Source organism: Comamonas sp. MYb69 (assembly GCF_037479315.1).
GTDB lineage: Bacteria > Pseudomonadota > Gammaproteobacteria > Burkholderiales > Burkholderiaceae_C > Comamonas.
On the sequence record NZ_JBBGZG010000004.1, the window covers coordinates 279,504 to 295,987 of the forward strand.

Here is a 16,484-nt window from a genome sequence, read left to right on the forward strand (position 1 = left end):
CATTGAAGAGCACCGCCATGAAAGACGCCGTCATTGTTTCCACCGCCCGCACGGGCATTGGCCGGGCCTACAAGGGCTCGCTCAACCACACCCGTTCGCCCCAGATGATGGGCCACGCCATCGAGCACGCGGTGGCGCGCGCGGGAGTGGACCCGGCGGAGGTGGACGATGTCGTGGTCGGCTGCGTGCTGACAGCCGGCACGGCCGGCATGAACCTGGCACGCAATGCCTTGCTGGCCGCAGGCCTGCCGATGAGCGTGGCCGGGCAGACGATCGACCGGCAATGCGCCTCCGGCCTGATGGCGATTGCCACGGCAGCCAAGCAGGTGCTGGTCGATGGCATGCAGGTGGTGGTGGCGGGCGGCTGCGACAACATCACGGCCGTGCAGACCCCCTATATGGAGTGGGCCAGCCGCGAGCGCGACCCGGCCGTCACAGCGCATGCCGCCCATGCCTATATGCCGATGCTGGAAACGGCCGAGCATGTGGCGCGCAAGTACCGCATCAGCCGCGAGGCCCAGGATGCCTATGCGCTGGAGTCGCAGCTGCGCACCGCGCGCGCCCAGGCCGCCGGCCTGTTTGAGCGCGAGATCGTGCCTTTCAGCACCCAGATGGCGGTGACCGACAAGCGCACGAAGGAAGTCAGCCTGCAGGACGTGACCCTGGCCCGCGACGAAGGCAACCGCCCCGACACCAGCCTGGCAGGGCTGGCCGCCCTCAAGCCGGTGATCGACGGCGGCGTCATCACCGCCGGCAATGCCAGCCAGCTGTCGGATGGCGCCTCGGCCTGCGTGGTCATGGATTCGGTACTGGCCGAGCGCCGGGGCCTGGAGGTGCTGGGCATTTACCGGGGCATGGCGGTAGCAGGATGCGCGCCCGAGGAGATGGGCATCGGCCCCATTTATGCGATCCCCAAGCTCTTGGCCCAGCACGGGCTGGGTGTGCAGGACATTGGCCTGTGGGAGCTTAACGAGGCCTTTGCCTGCCAGGCGCTGTACTGCCGCGACCAGCTGGGCATCGATCCAGCCTGCTTCAATGTCAACGGCGGCGGCATCTCCATCGGCCACCCCTATGGCATGACGGGCGCCCGCATCGCCAGCCATGCCTTGCTGGAAGGCCAGCGCCGCGGTGTGCGCTATGTAGTGGCCACCATGTGCGTGGGCGGCGGTATGGGGGCGGCCGCACTGTTTGAGGTCGCCTGAGATGCAACTCGACTACGCCAGCATCCGCCAGACCCTGGATTTTTTGCTCTACGACTGGTTAGAGGTAGAGGCACTCAGCCGCCATGCGCGCTATGCCGGCCACGACCGCCAGACCTACGGCGCCGTGCTGGATATGTGCGAGCGCCTGGCCGCCGACAAGTTTGAGCCGTTCAATCGCCTGGTGGACCAGCAAGAGCCGCATTTTGACGGCCAGCAGCTGCATCTGCCCGATTGCACACCGGCGGCCTGCGCCGCCTATGCCGAATCGGGCATGCTGGCGGCATCGCACGACTACGAGGTGGGGGGGATGCAACTGCCCTGCGTGGTCGATATGGCGGCCAACAGCATGGTCTCGGCGGCCAGCATTGCGCTCAAGGCCTATTCAATGCTGACAGCGGCCAATGCCGGCCTGCTGATGGCGCACGGCACGCCGGCTCAGCAAAAGGCCTTTGCGCTGCCCCAGCTGCAAGGCCGCTTTTTTGGCACGATGAACCTCAGCGAGCCCCAAGCCGGCTCCAGCCTGTCGGACATCACCACGCGTGCCGTTCCCGATGGCGGCGACCATGCCGACGACCCGCTGGGCCCGCGCTACCGGCTGACGGGCCGCAAGATGTGGATCTCCGGCGGTGAGCATGCGATGGGCGAGAACATCGTCCACCTAGTGCTGGCCAAGGTGCCCGACGACAACGGCCAGCTGCCTGCCGGCGTGGGCGGCATCTCGCTGTTCATCGTGCCCAAGGTCCTGGTCGATACCGAAGGCCGGGTGACCGGCGAGCGCAACGACATTGCGCTGGCCGGGCTGAACCACAAGCTGGGCTACCGGGGCACCGTCAACACCTTGCTGCATTACGGCGAGCAGGGCGGGGCCATTGGCTACCGCGTGGGCGCGCTGGGCGCGGGACTGCATTGCATGTTCCACATGATGAACGAGGCCCGCATCCAGGTAGGCCTGGGCGCCACGATGCTGGGCTACGCCGGCTACCTGCAATCGCGTGACTATGCCCGCCAGCGCCCGCAGGGCCGCCCGGTCGCTGCCGGCCAGAAGGTGGTGAAGAACGCGCAGCAGCCCCAGGTGCCGATTGCCGAGCATGCCGATGTCAAGCGCATGCTGCTGGTGCAAAAAAGCTATGCCGAAGGCGCGCTGGCGCTGCAGCTGTACTGCGCCAAGCTGGTCGATACGCAGCGCGCCGGTGCGCCGCAGCAGGCCAATGCCGCGCAGCTGCTGCTGCAGGTGCTCACCCCTATCGCCAAAAGCTGGCCCAGCCAGTGGTGCCAGGAGGGCAACAGCCTTGCCATCCAGGTGCTGGGCGGCTATGGCTATACGCGCGACTATGCGGTGGAGCAGCACTGGCGCGACAACCGGCTCAACATGATCCACGAAGGCACGCACGGCATCCAGGCCCTCGACCTGCTGGGCCGCAAGCTGCGCATGGATGGCGGCGCCGCCTGGGTCTTGCTGCAAGCCGAGATTGCGCAAACCGTAGACACTGCCCGGTCGGTGCCCGCATGCGCCCCCTGGGCCGATCGCTTAGATGCGGCCACCCAAGCCCTGCAAGCGGCCACCGACGCAGCCTGGGCCAGCGGCAACGCCCAACTGGCCCTTGCCAACGCCACCGCCTACATGACCGCCTTCGGCCATGTCACGCTGGCCTGGCTGTGGCTGGACATGGCGCTCAAGGCGCATGGGGGTATGGCGGCTGCCGATGCCGGGCAGCAGGCTTTTTTGCAGGGCAAGCTCGATTGCGCGCGCTACTTTTACGCGTATGAGCTGCCGCTGGTGCAGGCCTGGCTGGCGCCGGTAATGGCGGGTGAGGCGCTGTTTGTGGAGCTGGGGGGGAGTGGGTTTTGAGCCCTGGGGAAAGGGCGGGGCAGGGTGCCGCAGGGCTTGCATCCGCGCTCAGCGCATGGTGCAGGTGCTGGCGGCGGGTTGGGCGCTATTGGTTGAAGGGCCGCTCAAGCCTGCCAATAGCGCCTCTGCGGGCGGCGCCCTCATACCTTGGCGAGGAAGGCCGCCGCATCACCTGCTTCACACTTCCAGTCTGCGAAGACCCCCACCAGATCGCATTCCACGCAGTGGCAAGCGATGTAGTACCAGCGCACGTCATGGGTGCCCTTGTACACGGAGACGCCGGACACCAGCTCGAACACCTCGTTCTCGCAGACGCAGGCGTGCCCCTCGGGGGTGGCCTCTTCCATGTAGTCGGCGCTGTCGCCCATCAGGTGTTCCTGCCCGCAGTCGGAGCAGGTGCGGATGGCCACGCCGGCTTCTTCGTCGGTCTGCAGCGCAAAAGTCCGGGAGCCGCACTCGCATTTGGACGAGGCAAACCGGGTGGCCTCATGGCCATTCGCAACGCTGTAGCTGCGCAGCTCGGCTTGGGTGTCGCCCGACGTCGTCCCGTACATGAACTCGCCCTTTTTCGTCAGTGCCATTGGTGTTGTTCCATTCTTCAAAGTGGGCTTCCCGGCAGACCTGGTGCCAGGTTTGCCCCGATCATCTGGATTTTGCCTGAATTGGCTGATCCCAGACGGTTGCAATGGCAGCTACCGGGACAGCAAGCACTGGCCGGATGTGTCGCGGCTACAGGCGCGCTTTGCCGGCGTTTATCAATGCGGCCATGGCTTGGATGGCATCCTTCCTGAAGGTCTGCTGCCACTGCGCAGTCCATTTAGCCGTCCCTGCTCTTCCCATGCGGCCAGAGCCAGTGCATTCACGATCTCTGCATCCAGCCAGGCATCGGCATAGCGTGGATCCGTCGACAGATCTTCGGCCGCTGCAACAAACGCTGCGAAGGAGAACATGCTCTGTGTTGCCCTCGTGGCGCGAGACTCAAAGGTGTTTAAATCCAACTTGTCCTCCCATGCCTGCTATTGGGCGGCCTTGCGCTTTTGACGGCATGACAATTGCACCATCCCAACGTAGAGACGATTTAAGCGCATGCAATACGCACCACCACCCGATGGAAATCAGACAATGTGCGACGGATGGGTTCCCACACATCGGATTCACTAAAAGGAAACAACGCCAGTGGAGCAATCTCGCTTTGGGCCTATGCAGGCACGGACCCTCCCGGTGTTGCCGGAGGGCTGTGTGCAGCACCTGGCCGATCACTACAGCAGTGCCTGGCGCGGTACGGCTCAGCGCCTGGGATGCAAGGGACGCGCTGGATGTTATGCCGGACTGGTAGCCAGACCGTATGCCCATGCGTTGCCTGGCATCGCGCACAGGGGGTGTGGCCAGCGAGATGCAGTAGTGCGGCATTCCTTTGCGAAGCGATGGGCCTTTGGGCCTTTGCCAAGTCAGTGAGCAGGTGATGGGCCTCCCGAATACCCCGAGCCGACGGCGACCGTGGCTGCAGTCGATGGCAGCGCTCGCCATCGCGGCCTTGATCGGCTGGGGTTGCGTTATCGGCGCGACCGAAGTGGTGGAGAGCTTGCGCTCTGGGGTGCTGAACAACCGCAAAGGACCTGACATCCTTGCCGCCGAGCAGCCCGTCCTTTACTGGGCTTTGATCAGCTTCTACACGGCGGCAACCCTGAGCGCCGCGGGTTTGGCGCTTTTGGTGACGGCCATTGCAGTGCGCGATCTGATCCGTGCACAAGGCGCTGATCAATGAGTGCGTGGTCGACGCGTCAGGCGGCCTGCGTGGGTGTTGCCGAGGTGTAGAAGCTGCGCGCCCAGCGTTCAGAGCAAACCCAGGTCAGCTTGCGGCGGCCTTCAGCGCTGTCTCGATCCAGCCATCAAAGGTCTTTTGGTTGGCCTTGATCCAGCTGTCCGTGTGGCGCTCCACGTCCTGCTGGCGGTTCTCGCCGTCGTGCATCCGACGGTTTTGCTCGCTGATGTCCCCGATGGGCAGCGTCATGATCTCAAACAGCTTGGCGGCGGCGGGGTTCTTTTCGACAAAGGTCTTGTTCGCCACGATGTATTCGTTGTTGACAGGGAAGCCGTAGTTCTTGCCGTTGGACAATTTTGTGTCCGTGCCCGCCTGAACACCAGGCATGGCCGAGAACGGCACTTCCAGCCAGACAACGTCCTTGCCCGAGCGCAGCACATTGCTCAACCAGTAGGGGGTCCAGGCGTAGAACAGCACCGGCTTGCCTTGCTGATAACGGGCCAGCGTGTCCGAGATCAGCGCAGGGTAGTTGCCCTGGGTGTAGTTCACCGTACCTTGCAGCTTGAAGGCGGCGAGCTGGTGGTTCACCACGGCTTCGCCACCCCAACCGGCGCTGGGCCCGACCAGATCGGCCTTGCCGTCGCCGTTGGTATCGAAGAGCCGGGCCAGCTTGGGGTCGCTGAGCTGGCTCAGGTGGGTGATCCCGTACTGATCGGCTGTCTTCTTGTCGATCATGTAGCCCTGGGCGGCGCCGGCTGCATACACACCCTTGCGCGACAATTTGGCGTCGCCCCCTACGCTTTTGTAGAACTCCGAGTGGTGCGGATTCCAATGGTTGGCCATGAAGGTGGCGTCTCCGCGCGCAACGGCCAGATGCGCCAGCGGGTACTCGACCTCCTTGACGGGCTGCACGTCATAGCCAAGTTTGGTCAGCGCACGCGTGACCAGCAGGGTCTGGAAGGTTTCCTCGGCCAACGAACTTTGCAGGGGCAGCACCTTGACGCCCTTTCCGGGCAGATCGCCAGCGTGGGTGGACAGTCCAAGGGCCAGCAGGGCGCTGGCGAGCAGGGTGCGGGCAAAGTGTCGGGTGTTCATCATGCGGTGTATTTCCTATACAAGCGGTTGGAGAAAGCGAGCTAGGCTCTTGGCGCCACGCAAGCGCCTGAGCCGAGCTCAGGGAGGTCTCTTGCGCCATGGCGGCAAGCCTGCGGCAATGCAATGCGCTGGGCGATAGCCGCCCAAGCCAAGGCAGCCATGTTCCACAGCCGCAAGGCAGGCGCTAAAGACGGCGAGACAGACGGCGCAAGCAAGGCCTGCCGATCGTGGATCGGCGTCCAGCGGGAGGGACAAGGCTTTGGTTGACGACGCAGGGCGGTGGGGCAGCAGCACCCCACGCAAGAAAATAGGTACCGCGACGGGACGCAAGCTGGTCCGCGAGTAGTACCGAAGCACCAACATGCTCTGTTGGCTTTAAGAAGCTGATAAATATAACTCCCGAGTCTAAAGCAGTCAAGGCTTGCGCGGCGTTTATCCGGTGCGCTGCAGGGCTCTCATGGGGGCGGGGGAAGGGCACTGTCAGAGATGGGGAAAGCCATCTGCGATTGGAGTTCCGGGCTTCGGCGCAGGGTTCTCTCACTACACATCACTCGCCCATGGCAGGGGCCCTAAACTTCGGGTCCATCACTCCTTCCATGTACGACCGGCTCGCAGTCCCCTCCCATGCCACAGCTTGCTTCTGGAACCCCTATCGATACCTCAGCCGGCGCAGGCAACCAGGCCGCAGCGCGCGGCGATATCCGCACGCTGGCCGCGTTGGCCGAAGCGGGCGACGACCTGTCGGCCCTGTGGAACATTCGCACGCCGCTGATCGAGGCCGTGATCGCCCAGCAGGCGGAGGCGGTCAGGTGGTTGCTGGCGCGCGGTGTTGCGCTCAACACCCCCGATGCCGTGATGGGCTGGACGGCCTTGGGCTGGGCTGCCAGCGGCAATGAGGCCGCACTGGTGCAGGCTTTGCTCGCCGCCGGCGCCGATACCGAGCACCAGGCCGACGAGCACGGGCGCACGCCGCTGATGACCGCCGCCCAGGCGGGTGGTGACGAGGCCGTGACCCTCTTGCTAGCCGCAGCTGCGCAGGTGGCTGCCCAGGATGGCCTGGGCGCCACCGCTGCCGACCTGGCGCGCCGCAACGGCTTCGAAGCCTTAGCCGCGCGCCTGGATGCCTTGCTGCCCCCCGCGCTGCGTGCCGCTGCGCCGGCGCCGCCCAGCGGCACCTTGCCCTGGCCCGAGGAACTGCTGGCTGTGCTGCACTGGCCCGATGACTTCCCCACGTTTCAGCAGCCCAACTGGCGGAGCCTGGCCAGCGGCGAGGACTCATCGTTTGACAGCGCCTTTCACGCCGCGCTGGCCGACCGACTGAGCCCCGCCTTTGCCAGCCCCACGGCGGCGCTACGCAGCTGGGTGCATGCCATGAACCACTGGGAGCGCGCGGCGAGTCAGGCCATCGCTGGCGCACGGGGCGCCGAGGCGCATCAGGACATGGGCGTGATGTGGCAGCAGCTGGCGGGCGCGATGGCCCTGCGCCAGGCCTATGCCACGCCGCGCCCGCGCAAGTACCCGCGCATCTCCATCAGTGCCAAGCCCGATTTGCCGCTGCACCTGGACCTGCTGGCGCTGGAGTGGCCAAGCGCTGACCAATGCACCATCACCACCCAGCACCGCATGCTCCCCGTGGACGAGCCCGAGTCGGCCGACACCTATGCGGGCGCGACCACGCGCGGGGAATTCTTCTCCAACCGCTGGCCCATCGTGGAGAGTCGCTTCACATTGCTGCGCAAGGCCGGCCAGTGGCGCATCGACCGTTGGCAACAGCGCTACCAGGGCAGCAGTACCTGGGACAGCCAGGTCCTGTGAGCCCGCGCAAGCTGGGTCTCAGGGCGGTTTGACTTGATCGCATGCACGGGTAGGGCCTGCGATCTACTACAGGTACAAGCGTAGGCCGAGTTCTAACGGGGTGGGATTGTTTGCGGTCAGAGCCAGACACCGGGTCGCGCGGGCGAGTATGCGTCGGGGCCTGGTCCGAAGGTGCCTTATTGGGTTTGTTGGGATTTGCGTGAGTCCGTTGCAGTCATTGCAAGAATCCGTCCTCGCAGGTCTGCACTATACCCTTGACGCACCCTGCGTAGACTTGCGACCATCCAACGCTACCAGAGCTTTGGCGAGCCGGAGGAAGCCCATCCCCTGCTGATCAAGATCGCATCGAATCAGAAATTTACCGTACTCAGGCTACGCCGATGCGATTTCGACCACTTTCTTTGGCCTGGTACAGCCCAATGTCTGCGCGCTGTATCAATGCAATGGGTTTGAGGTCTTGCTCAGGCACCATGGTGGCAACTCCGATGGAGACCGTCACTGTGGCATCGGCTACCGGTGTAACATGTGCAATGGCTAGTGCCTGGACTGCGCGGCGCACACTATTGGCGAGCGAGCATGCGCCGTCTTGCGAGGTATTGGGCAGAATGATAGCGAACTCTTCACCCCCATATCGGGCGACCAGATCACCGGAGCGCGAGCAGGATTGTGCAAGGACCTGGGCCACGCTGCGTAAGGTCTCGTCGCCCATCACATGGCCGAAATTGTCGTTATAGGATTTGAAAAAATCGACATCGATCATCAGTAGTGAGAGTTCAATTCTCTCTCGCCGTGCGCGTTTCCATTCCAGGTCCAGGTGCTCATCGAAATGCCGCCGGTTTGACAAGCCAGTCAAGCCGTCGAGCTTCGTCATACGCTGCAGCGCAAGATTGCTCTCCAGGAGTTGCTGTTGGCTCAGGCGCAAGGCTTGGTTCGCCAGGTCGCGTTGCTTCATCGCCAGATACGCTCGGGAGTGGTATCGGAGACGTGCTATCAGTTCCACAGCATCTGGCAGTTTCACGAGATAGTCATTAGCCCCCACTGCAAATGCCTGGCTCTTGATCTTCGGGTCTTCCCTGGATGACAGAACGATGATGGGCAGGTCGCGTAATTTCTGATTGTTGCGATATTGGCTCACCAAGTCCAGACCATCAACACCGGGCATCACCAGGTCTTGCAGGATGACGGTCGGCTGGATGTGTTCAGCCATTTCCATGGCTTTTTTCGGGTCTCCGCAGTAGTGGAAAGACACGCCGATCTCATGGCTCAGCATGCGCCGTACGGCCTCGCCGATGATCGCTTGGTCATCTACTAGTAAAACTTTGACTTCAAGCTCGCCAGGCTCCCCGGCAGAGGTGTTTTCATCCAGAGTTGGAATAGGAGTCATGAATTTCTCTTTACCGCCATCCAGCGGCATAGTTCGGCCAAGCGGTTGGCGATGCGGTCCAGAGCTAGGACTTCAGCTGCCGCATCTATTGCAACGGCGGCCTTGGGCATTCCCCACACCACGCTGCTGGACTGGTCTTGGGTAATGGTGGCAAAGCCTCGCTCGCGCATGGCCTTGAGCCCATCTGCCCCATCTCGCCCCATACCCGTTAGCAACACACCGATGGCATCACCTCGCCATTGCTCGGCAATGCTGTGAAAGAAAATGTCGATCGACGGACGGTAAATTTGCGCGTCAGGCTTGAGTGAATACTGCAGGTCACCGCGGCGGCTCACCGTCAAATGCTCATTGCGGCCAGCCAGCAAGACCACGCCGGTCTGCGGTATCTCACCAGCCTGAACCAGGCGTACCGGAAGCGTTGATTCCCGCGCCAACCATTCAGCCATGCCCGCAGAGAACTTGTCGTCCAGGTGCTGAACCAGTACCACGGCGGCGTCAAGATCTTTAGGCAGTTCACGCAGCAACTGGTTGAGTGTGGCGGGCCCACCAGCGGAGGCACCGATGGCAATCAGGCATGCGCGTTTCGCGCTGGTGCGCGTGGCTCGGTGGGTAACAGGCTGCGGGGGCGTGGCCAGCCAGGCGATGTTCTGGATCTTGCGCAGCAGCAGTGCTGGATTGAATGCGCTGTCGTTCGCCAATTCGGGCAGATGCACCACATCAAGGGCACCGTGGCCCAAGGCATTGAATGCCCATTCGGTATGGAGCTCGGTCGCCAGATCCAGCAGCAGCAAAGGGCATGGCGCCTCATTCATGACACGTTGCGAAAAGGCCACTCGATCAGCTGTGCCCAGTTGCAGCAGCAGTAGCTCAGTGGGCATGTCACGACACAGGCGCAAGGCTTGCGTCTCGTCTTGTGCCACCCAGTGGATGTCGTGCAGCGGCTCCAAAGCGTGTTCGAGGCGTTGCGCCAACTCAGGGGTGTTAACCATCAGTCCAAGCTTCATTCAACAGCCTCGCCGATCAGCATGTGTACAGCCTCTAGTAATGTTTCATCGTGAAAGCTCGACTTAGCAAGGTAGTAGTCGGCTCCCGCATCAAGGCCGCGTCTGCGGTCTTCCTCGCGGTCTTTGTAGGATACAACCACCACGGGCATGGACTGCAGTTGTGCGTCGCGTCTTACCAGGCCTACCAGCTCAATGCCATCCATGCGGGGCATGTCGATATCGGTCACCAGGAGGTCATATTTTTCTGCACGCAGAATGTTCCAGCCATCGATGCCATCCACGGCCACAGTCACCTCGTAACCGCGCCCAATGAGCAGCTTGCGCTCCAGCTCACGCACGGTCAGCGAGTCGTCCACCACCAATACGCGCTTGCGCCGCAGTGACGGCCCTTCAGACAACCGTGCAACCCTTTCGACTTGGCCTGCGCCCAAGAGCTTGTCAGCGGAGTTCAGCAAGTCATCCATATCCACGATAAGCACCGGACTGCCGTCATCGAGCAGGGCACCTGCCTCCACTCCGCGCAGCAGGCCTAGGCGGGAGTCGATGGGAACGACAGCCAGATTTTGCTCGCCAACAATCCTGTCTACCGCAATGGCAAGGCTTCGGTCGTGGTGCGGTATCAAAACCACTGGGAGCCCCAGCGGATCGGATTTGCCATGCGGCAGTTGTAAAAGCTGGTGGGCAGCGACCAGACCGATGGCGCGCTCACGTACCCAGATATGTTGCTGACCCTCCACCATGCTGATGGCGTCCGCCGGGATACGCAAAGTCTGCTCCACTTGCGCAAGCGGAAGCGCGTAGGCCTCACCGCTGATCTCCACCACCAAGCAGCGCAGCATCGACAAGGTCAGCGGCAGTTGCAGCTGGAACACTGTCCCTCGCCCCTGTTGCTGGCGGACGCGCACCGTACCGCGTAGTTGACGCAGCGTGTGCTGGACCACATCGAGGCCCACCCCACGGCCAGAGATCTCACTGACTTTCTCGTTCACGCTGAAACCCGGCAGGAACAGAAAAGCCAGCAATTCTTCCTCATGCATGTGCTGGGCCATCGTTTCTGTGGCCAGCTTGCGTGCGATGACCGCGGCGCGTACGCGAGCGAGGTCCACGCCTGCTCCATCGTCTTCCAGCTCAAGGACCAGGAGCCCAGCAGCATGCCGAGCCCGCAGTACCAAGTTGCCTTGTGCGGGCTTGCCGCTGGCCAACCGTTGTGCGGGGCTTTCAATGCCGTGGTCCACCGCATTGCGCAGTAACTGGATCAGTGGTGCTTCCAATGTCTCCAGTACGTCGCGATCTCCTTGTACCTCTTCGCCCTCCAGATTCAGCCATACCTCTTTGCCAAGACTGCGACTGAGCTCACGCACCATGCGCGCCTTGCCAGCCATCAGATCCGCGCAGGGTCGCATGCGCGATGCCAATACGGTGTCATAGATACGCTGGCTGCGCTGCTCAAAGGCCCAGCCAAAGCTGTCGAAAGCCGCTGTGTGTTGTTGCAACTGGCTTTTGGCTTCCAGCGTCCAGTGGTTCACATCGGATAGCAAGGCCTTGGCACGAGGCGGTAGCTCCTGTCCCAGCAGCGCATCGCGCAACCCATGCAGGGATCGATCAAGATGGTCTTGCAGGCGTTTGAGCTGTGCCAACTCTTGGCCCAGGGACTTGGTACGCTGTGCAGCCACCAGTGAGCGTCCCGCCAGATCGAGCAGATGGTCCAGGCGTTCGGCTGACACACGCAGGATACGGTCATGCAGTTCACCGGCGGGCTCGGGCTCGTTGGTCTCAATGGGGGAGACTTCTTCCGGCAAGGCCGGCGTGAAGTCCGGCATGGCATCGGGTGCCGGCGCATCTTGCTGCGTATCTTCTGCCAGGATTGCTTGCAGCGCAGGCAGCCCTTGCACGCTGATCCCTTCACTCAACTGCCTCAATGCGTCTGAAGCGCGTAGCAGGGCGTCGATGCGTGTGGTGCTCAGTCGGACCTTGCCGCTCTGGGCCCAGACTAGCAAGTCCTCCATCACATGGGCCAATGTCACAGCGACATCTAAGCCGACAATGCGTGCCGCACCTTTGAGTGAGTGCGCTGCACGCATGCAGGCCTCCAGCTGCGCGGGATCGGTAGGCTCACGCTCAAGTACCAGCAGGCATGAATCCATGACCTGGGTTTGTGCCTGCGCTTCTTGACGAAACAACTCCAGCATGGAGCTGTCTTTGTAGGCATCAAGGCTCATGGCTTGACCTTTGGTCCATACATCGCGAGATGTGCCAGCGGTGTTGCTTGTTGGATCATCTAAGGCTCCTGGACAAGGCTTGCAACAGGCGATCAGCATGGAGCACCGTGATGCTGTGCTGCCGCCACTGCATCACCGCAGAGGCTAGCTGGCTGACCGCAAGGCCACTGGCATGGCCCGTCTTTTGCAGCTTGGCAAGTGGAATCGCGTATATGCCTTCCACGGTCTGAACCTCCGTCACCAGTGGGCCACCAGGTGTGTCCAGTATCAGCATGTGGGGGCGGTCTTGCGGCGTGGTCTCGGTGGTCAGGCCCAATACCAGGTCAAGCGCCATACAGGGAACCAAGGTTCCCCGTACATTGCACAGTCCGCGCAGTGAACGGTTGCGGGGGTAAGGCAGTCCGTGAACGGGCACGGGCAACGATACTTCTAGCAAAAGCGTTGAAGGCAGAGCCAACCAGTTTTGCCCAATGCGAAAGATCAGGACTGACAGTGTCTGGCCATCAGCCAGCGGCTCAGGTTGCTGATTCTCCGCGAACGAAGCCTCGTCCACCGTCTCCAGATCCAGCTCATGCCGATCGAGCAGCAGAGCGGCAGCCTCGGCATAGCGTTCGCAGTTATGGCAATGAACATGCTGGAGCAGCCCCTCGCAGGAGCGGTCGCCGCGAACACCAATGCGCTGCCAGCAGGCGTCAATAGCTGGGGGCTCTAGCGGGATATGGGGATCAGGACTTGCCGGCATCTTGGGTTTCTCTCTGCTTCAGCCGTTGCTGTAATCGTGCCGCACCGCTGTGGTCGCCTTGTGTCACCAGCAGGGCTGCCAGGTGTGCCAGGGCTCGGGTGTGGTAGGGCTCAAGGTAAAGCGCTTTGCGGTAGTGGCGCAGGGCAGCCTCGGCCTGGCCCGCACCGTCACATATCAAGCCCCACCAGAAGAACAACTCGGCGGTCGGCCCATGCAGGGTCAACTGCTGTGCGCAGGCAGTGAGCGCCTCTGCGCTGCGTCCCGCATTGGCGAGCTCGGTGATTTTGCGCATTCCAGCCGTTGCATCTCCCGTTGGCGGCGATTCACTTTTGGCAGCTGGTGAAGGCGCCATGGGGCGTACGGCCGAAGTGGCACGCAATGGCAAAGGCGAAGGCGCGCGCGGCGTGACCGCCGCAGGCAATATGGGGCGCGCTGGCACTGGGGGGCATGGCAGGGTGCGGCGGCGGAACGCGAAACTGTGTGCGGCATCCAGCGATTCGAAGCCTTGTTGGCTTAGAACGCCTGCTTCAGCTGGCCCAGTGAACAGCAGTCCGTCGGCGCGCAGCCAGCGTTTGAGATTGGTCAGCGCCCGCAACTGCGTAGGTCGGTCAAAGTAGATCAGCAGATTGCGACAAAATACGATGTCGTAGTCCGTCAGAGAAGGCTGCATGATGCTGCCGAGTATGTTCCCACACTGAAAGCGCACCACGGCGCGTAGCCTCTCATGGATGCGGTGGGAGCCATCCGCCTCACGTTGAAAATACCGCTCGCGGATGCCTGGATCATCGCCGCGAAAGGCATTCACGCCATATTGGCCAAGGGTCGCATGTTCTATGACGCGCTGACTGATGTCCAGCGCATCAATCTGAAATTCGTGCGCCGCAAAATCAGCATCGAACATGGCGATTGCCATGGAGTAGGGCTCTTCTCCGCTGGAGCATGGCAAGCTGAGCAAGCGCAAAGGTTGCCCGACAGGGAGCCGGCGTTGTAACGCTCTCGCTTGGGTGGTCAACAGCGAGAACGATTCAGGGTAGCGAAAAAACCAGGTCTCAGGAACCACCATGGTTTCGATCAGTGCGCGTTGCTCTGTCTGCGATTGGCGGATATGGCTCCAGTAGGCTTCTTCATCCATGGAGTTGGCCTTCAACCGTTGCCGCAGCGCGCGCTCGACTGCCCCTCGGCCCAGCGTACTCGCGTCGAGTCCGATAAGCGATCGCAAGAGGTGTTCCAGTCGTTCAATCATGCTAGCTTGCCCTGGGGCGGGAACAGCAACTGGACCATATCCGGTGGCAACAGCCCTTCAATGGAGATGTGCTGAATCATGTCGCCCAAGCCTTGCGCCTGAACGGCGCCCAGGTAGGCGCCTCCTGCATCCAGCCCCGTAGGCTGTTGTGCGGGGCTAGGCAGGCGCATCACCTGATTGGCCTTTTCAAGGATCAAGCCAAGGGATTGGGTCGACGAATAGTGCAGCAGCACCATGCGGGTGTTGATGCTATGCCGAGCCTTTTGCCCAAACACACGCTGGCAAAGATCCAGTACTGGAATGATCTCCCCGTGGTAGGACAGCAAACCAGCCACCCAGGCGGGGGCCTCCGGCACATGCTTGAGCCGTTGCAGGGGCATGATTTTGCGAACCACGCTGGCAGGCAAGGCGTAACGATCAGCGCCCAGGTTGAACAGCAGGTGCAACGGTGCAGGCTCCGTTGCTGGGGTCAATGCCACGATTAAACCTTGAAGCGGCTAACCCCGCTGCGCAGATTGTTGGCTACATCGCTCATGTTCTCAACTGCCATGCCGGCCTGGTGCAGTGACTCTACGGTTTGGCTACTGGCTTCGGTGAGTTGGCTCAAGGCCTGCTCAATTTGCTCGGCCCCGCTGGACTGAGTTTGCATGCCTTCACTGACCTGTTGCATCTGCGGGGCCAAAACCTGAATTTCGTGGATGATCTGTGACAGCTGGTCGCCAACTTGGGACATTTCAGTATTGCCGCGGCGCATCTCTTCGGAGAATTTTTCCATCCCCATTACGCCTGCAGACACGGCAGACTGAATTTCGCGCACCATCTGTTCAATATCGTAGGTGGCAACCGCAGTCTGGTCCGCCAGACGGCGTACTTCAGTGGCTACTACGCCAAATCCGCGGCCATATTCGCCCGCTTTCTCGGCTTCGATCGCAGCATTGAGAGACAGCAGATTGGTTTGGTCAGCGACTTTGACGATGGTGGTAACGACTTGATTGATGCCGCCAGCCTTTTCGTTAAGCAGGGCGAGTTTGGCATTGACCATTTCGGAGGCACTGGTCAACTCCTGCATTACCTCGGCCATGCGTACTACGCCTCGGTGGCCCGACCCGGCCAGCGCTGCAGTTTGCTCGGAGTGGGCCGAGACATCACCCATGGTGCGCACCAGCTCCCGAGAGGTCGCGGCAATCTGGCGCGAAGTTGCGCCAATTTCGCTGGTGGTCGCAGCCGTTTCCGTGACGGTGGCTTGTTGTTGCTTGGTGGTTGCAGCGATCTCAGTGATGGACGTTGTCAGCTGTACCGATGAACGCTGTGCTTGAACAACCAATTCGCGAAGCGAGGTGACCATGCCATTGAAGCCTGCCTCAATGGCAGCGAATTCATCGCTACGGTTCAGACTGAGCTTGCTCGAAAGGTCGCCCGTACCCAGCGTTTTCATGGCCGCCAAGGTTGCTTGAATAGGACGTAGTATTGAGCGGTGCAAGAGCAGACCGCAAATAATGGCCAGCACCAGAGCCAGCACCAGCGCACCGACTGCCAAGCGCTTGTTGGAGCTTGCGATTTCTTGAATCGTCTGCATGTCCTCCTCCACGGCATGTTGGTTCAAGTCAACGATGTTGCTGACCTGCTCCTGCGCCTTGCGCCATTGCGGCAGCATTTGCCCGCTGCGCAACTGCGCAGCTTCAGCGACCTGGCCACGCTCCAAAATTTCAACCAGCAGATGCGTATTTTTCTGATACGCCTCACGTGTAAGCGCGAACTCCGCGGTCGCATCGCGATCTTCCTGGCGGGTGATGGTGTTGAGGTATTTGGCGTAAACCTTGTCTAAACTGGCTTCGATCGCGCTCAACTGCGCCTTGTTTTCGGTGAGCACGTCGCTGCTGCGACCGGCATTCGCCTCCGCATCCCGAAGTAGGTTGAGCGTCTGGTAAAAATGGAGGGTCAAATCCTGGCGCATCTGGCCAGCGAATCCCATGCCCGCGAGGTCGGAGGAGAGAACGTCGGTAGCCCGCTCATGGTTCGAATCCGCACGCATATAAAAGGTGGCGGACATCCCGAACATCACCGCAATAATTAGTGCAAAGCTGGCGGATATCCGCTGGCTGACCGTTAGGCCCATCATCGTATGTCTTTCTATAAAACGTACTCAAATTGTATTGCTTTGTGAACTCC

At 61.7% G+C, this 16,484-nt stretch carries 14 protein-coding genes; 4 read left to right on the forward strand and 10 right to left on the reverse strand.

Features of this window, described 5'->3' with window-relative positions:
• Positions 1-17: 17 nt before the first annotated feature.
• Together WH303_RS07590 and WH303_RS07595 are read left to right on the forward strand one after the other, a co-directional pair.
• Complete coding sequence (locus tag WH303_RS07590; protein ID WP_339517747.1) at positions 18-1,202, forward strand: acetyl-CoA C-acyltransferase; 1,185 nt, start codon at positions 18-20, stop codon at positions 1,200-1,202.
• A gap of 1 nt (position 1,203) precedes the next feature.
• Entirely contained in the window at positions 1,204-3,051 is a 1,848-nt protein-coding gene (locus WH303_RS07595) for an acyl-CoA dehydrogenase (RefSeq protein WP_339517749.1), read from the forward strand.
• A gap of 140 nt (positions 3,052-3,191) precedes the next feature.
• Here the strand turns inward: WH303_RS07595 and WH303_RS07600 are convergent, their stop codons facing one another.
• Positions 3,192-3,632, reverse strand: a complete 441-nt coding sequence (locus tag WH303_RS07600; protein WP_339517750.1) for a hypothetical protein — start codon at positions 3,630-3,632, stop codon at positions 3,192-3,194.
• 174 nt (positions 3,633-3,806) lie between these two features.
• Entirely contained in the window at positions 3,807-4,001 is a 195-nt protein-coding gene (locus WH303_RS07605) for a hypothetical protein (RefSeq protein ID WP_182345404.1), read from the reverse strand.
• Positions 4,002-4,561: 560 nt separating this feature from the next.
• Between WH303_RS07605 and WH303_RS07610 the strand changes: the two genes are divergently transcribed.
• Positions 4,562-4,816 (forward strand): hypothetical protein, encoded by a 255-nt coding sequence (locus WH303_RS07610; protein ID WP_339517753.1) that lies wholly within the window; start codon positions 4,562-4,564, stop codon positions 4,814-4,816.
• Positions 4,817-4,900: 84 nt separating this feature from the next.
• Here the strand turns inward: WH303_RS07610 and proX are convergent, their stop codons facing one another.
• Positions 4,901-5,911 carry a glycine betaine/L-proline ABC transporter substrate-binding protein ProX gene (gene proX / locus WH303_RS07615; RefSeq protein WP_339517755.1) on the reverse strand — a complete coding sequence of 337 codons (1,011 nt, stop codon included), beginning with the start codon at positions 5,909-5,911 and terminating at the stop codon, positions 4,901-4,903.
• Positions 5,912-6,532: 621 nt separating this feature from the next.
• On the opposite strand from proX, the gene WH303_RS07620 reads away from it, so the two are divergent.
• On the forward strand, positions 6,533-7,723 hold the full coding sequence (locus WH303_RS07620) for an ankyrin repeat domain-containing protein (RefSeq protein WP_339517758.1): 1,191 nt from the start codon (positions 6,533-6,535) through the stop codon (positions 7,721-7,723).
• Between the two features lie 367 nt (positions 7,724-8,090).
• Here the strand turns inward: WH303_RS07620 and WH303_RS07625 are convergent, their stop codons facing one another.
• The 7 genes from WH303_RS07625 to WH303_RS07655 are packed head-to-tail and all read right to left on the reverse strand — an operon-like array spanning position 8,091 to position 16,434.
• A complete protein-coding gene (locus WH303_RS07625; protein ID WP_084635584.1) occupies positions 8,091-9,107 on the reverse strand; it encodes a diguanylate cyclase in 1,017 nt (338 codons plus the stop codon).
• The gene (gene cheB / locus WH303_RS07630) at positions 9,104-10,111 is read right to left on the reverse strand and encodes a chemotaxis-specific protein-glutamate methyltransferase CheB (RefSeq protein WP_339517760.1); all 1,008 of its coding nucleotides are present in this window, start codon (positions 10,109-10,111) and stop codon (positions 9,104-9,106) included. Before cheB ends, WH303_RS07625 begins: the two co-directional genes overlap by 4 nt.
• Positions 10,108-12,330 (reverse strand): hybrid sensor histidine kinase/response regulator, encoded by a 2,223-nt coding sequence (locus WH303_RS07635; protein WP_021024703.1) that lies wholly within the window; start codon positions 12,328-12,330, stop codon positions 10,108-10,110. Before WH303_RS07635 ends, cheB begins: the two co-directional genes overlap by 4 nt.
• 55 nt (positions 12,331-12,385) lie before the next feature.
• On the reverse strand, positions 12,386-13,072 hold the full coding sequence (locus WH303_RS07640; protein ID WP_339517763.1) for a chemotaxis protein CheW: 687 nt from the start codon (positions 13,070-13,072) through the stop codon (positions 12,386-12,388).
• A complete protein-coding gene (locus WH303_RS07645) occupies positions 13,056-14,315 on the reverse strand; it encodes a CheR family methyltransferase (protein ID WP_021024701.1) in 1,260 nt (419 codons plus the stop codon). Before WH303_RS07645 ends, WH303_RS07640 begins: the two co-directional genes overlap by 17 nt.
• Positions 14,312-14,794, reverse strand: coding sequence for a chemotaxis protein CheW (locus WH303_RS07650; protein WP_027010358.1), 483 nt, complete (start codon positions 14,792-14,794; stop codon positions 14,312-14,314). Before WH303_RS07650 ends, WH303_RS07645 begins: the two co-directional genes overlap by 4 nt.
• A 2-nt stretch (positions 14,795-14,796) precedes the next feature.
• A complete protein-coding gene (locus tag WH303_RS07655) occupies positions 14,797-16,434 on the reverse strand; it encodes a methyl-accepting chemotaxis protein (protein ID WP_021024699.1) in 1,638 nt (545 codons plus the stop codon).
• Positions 16,435-16,484 lie beyond the last annotated feature (50 nt).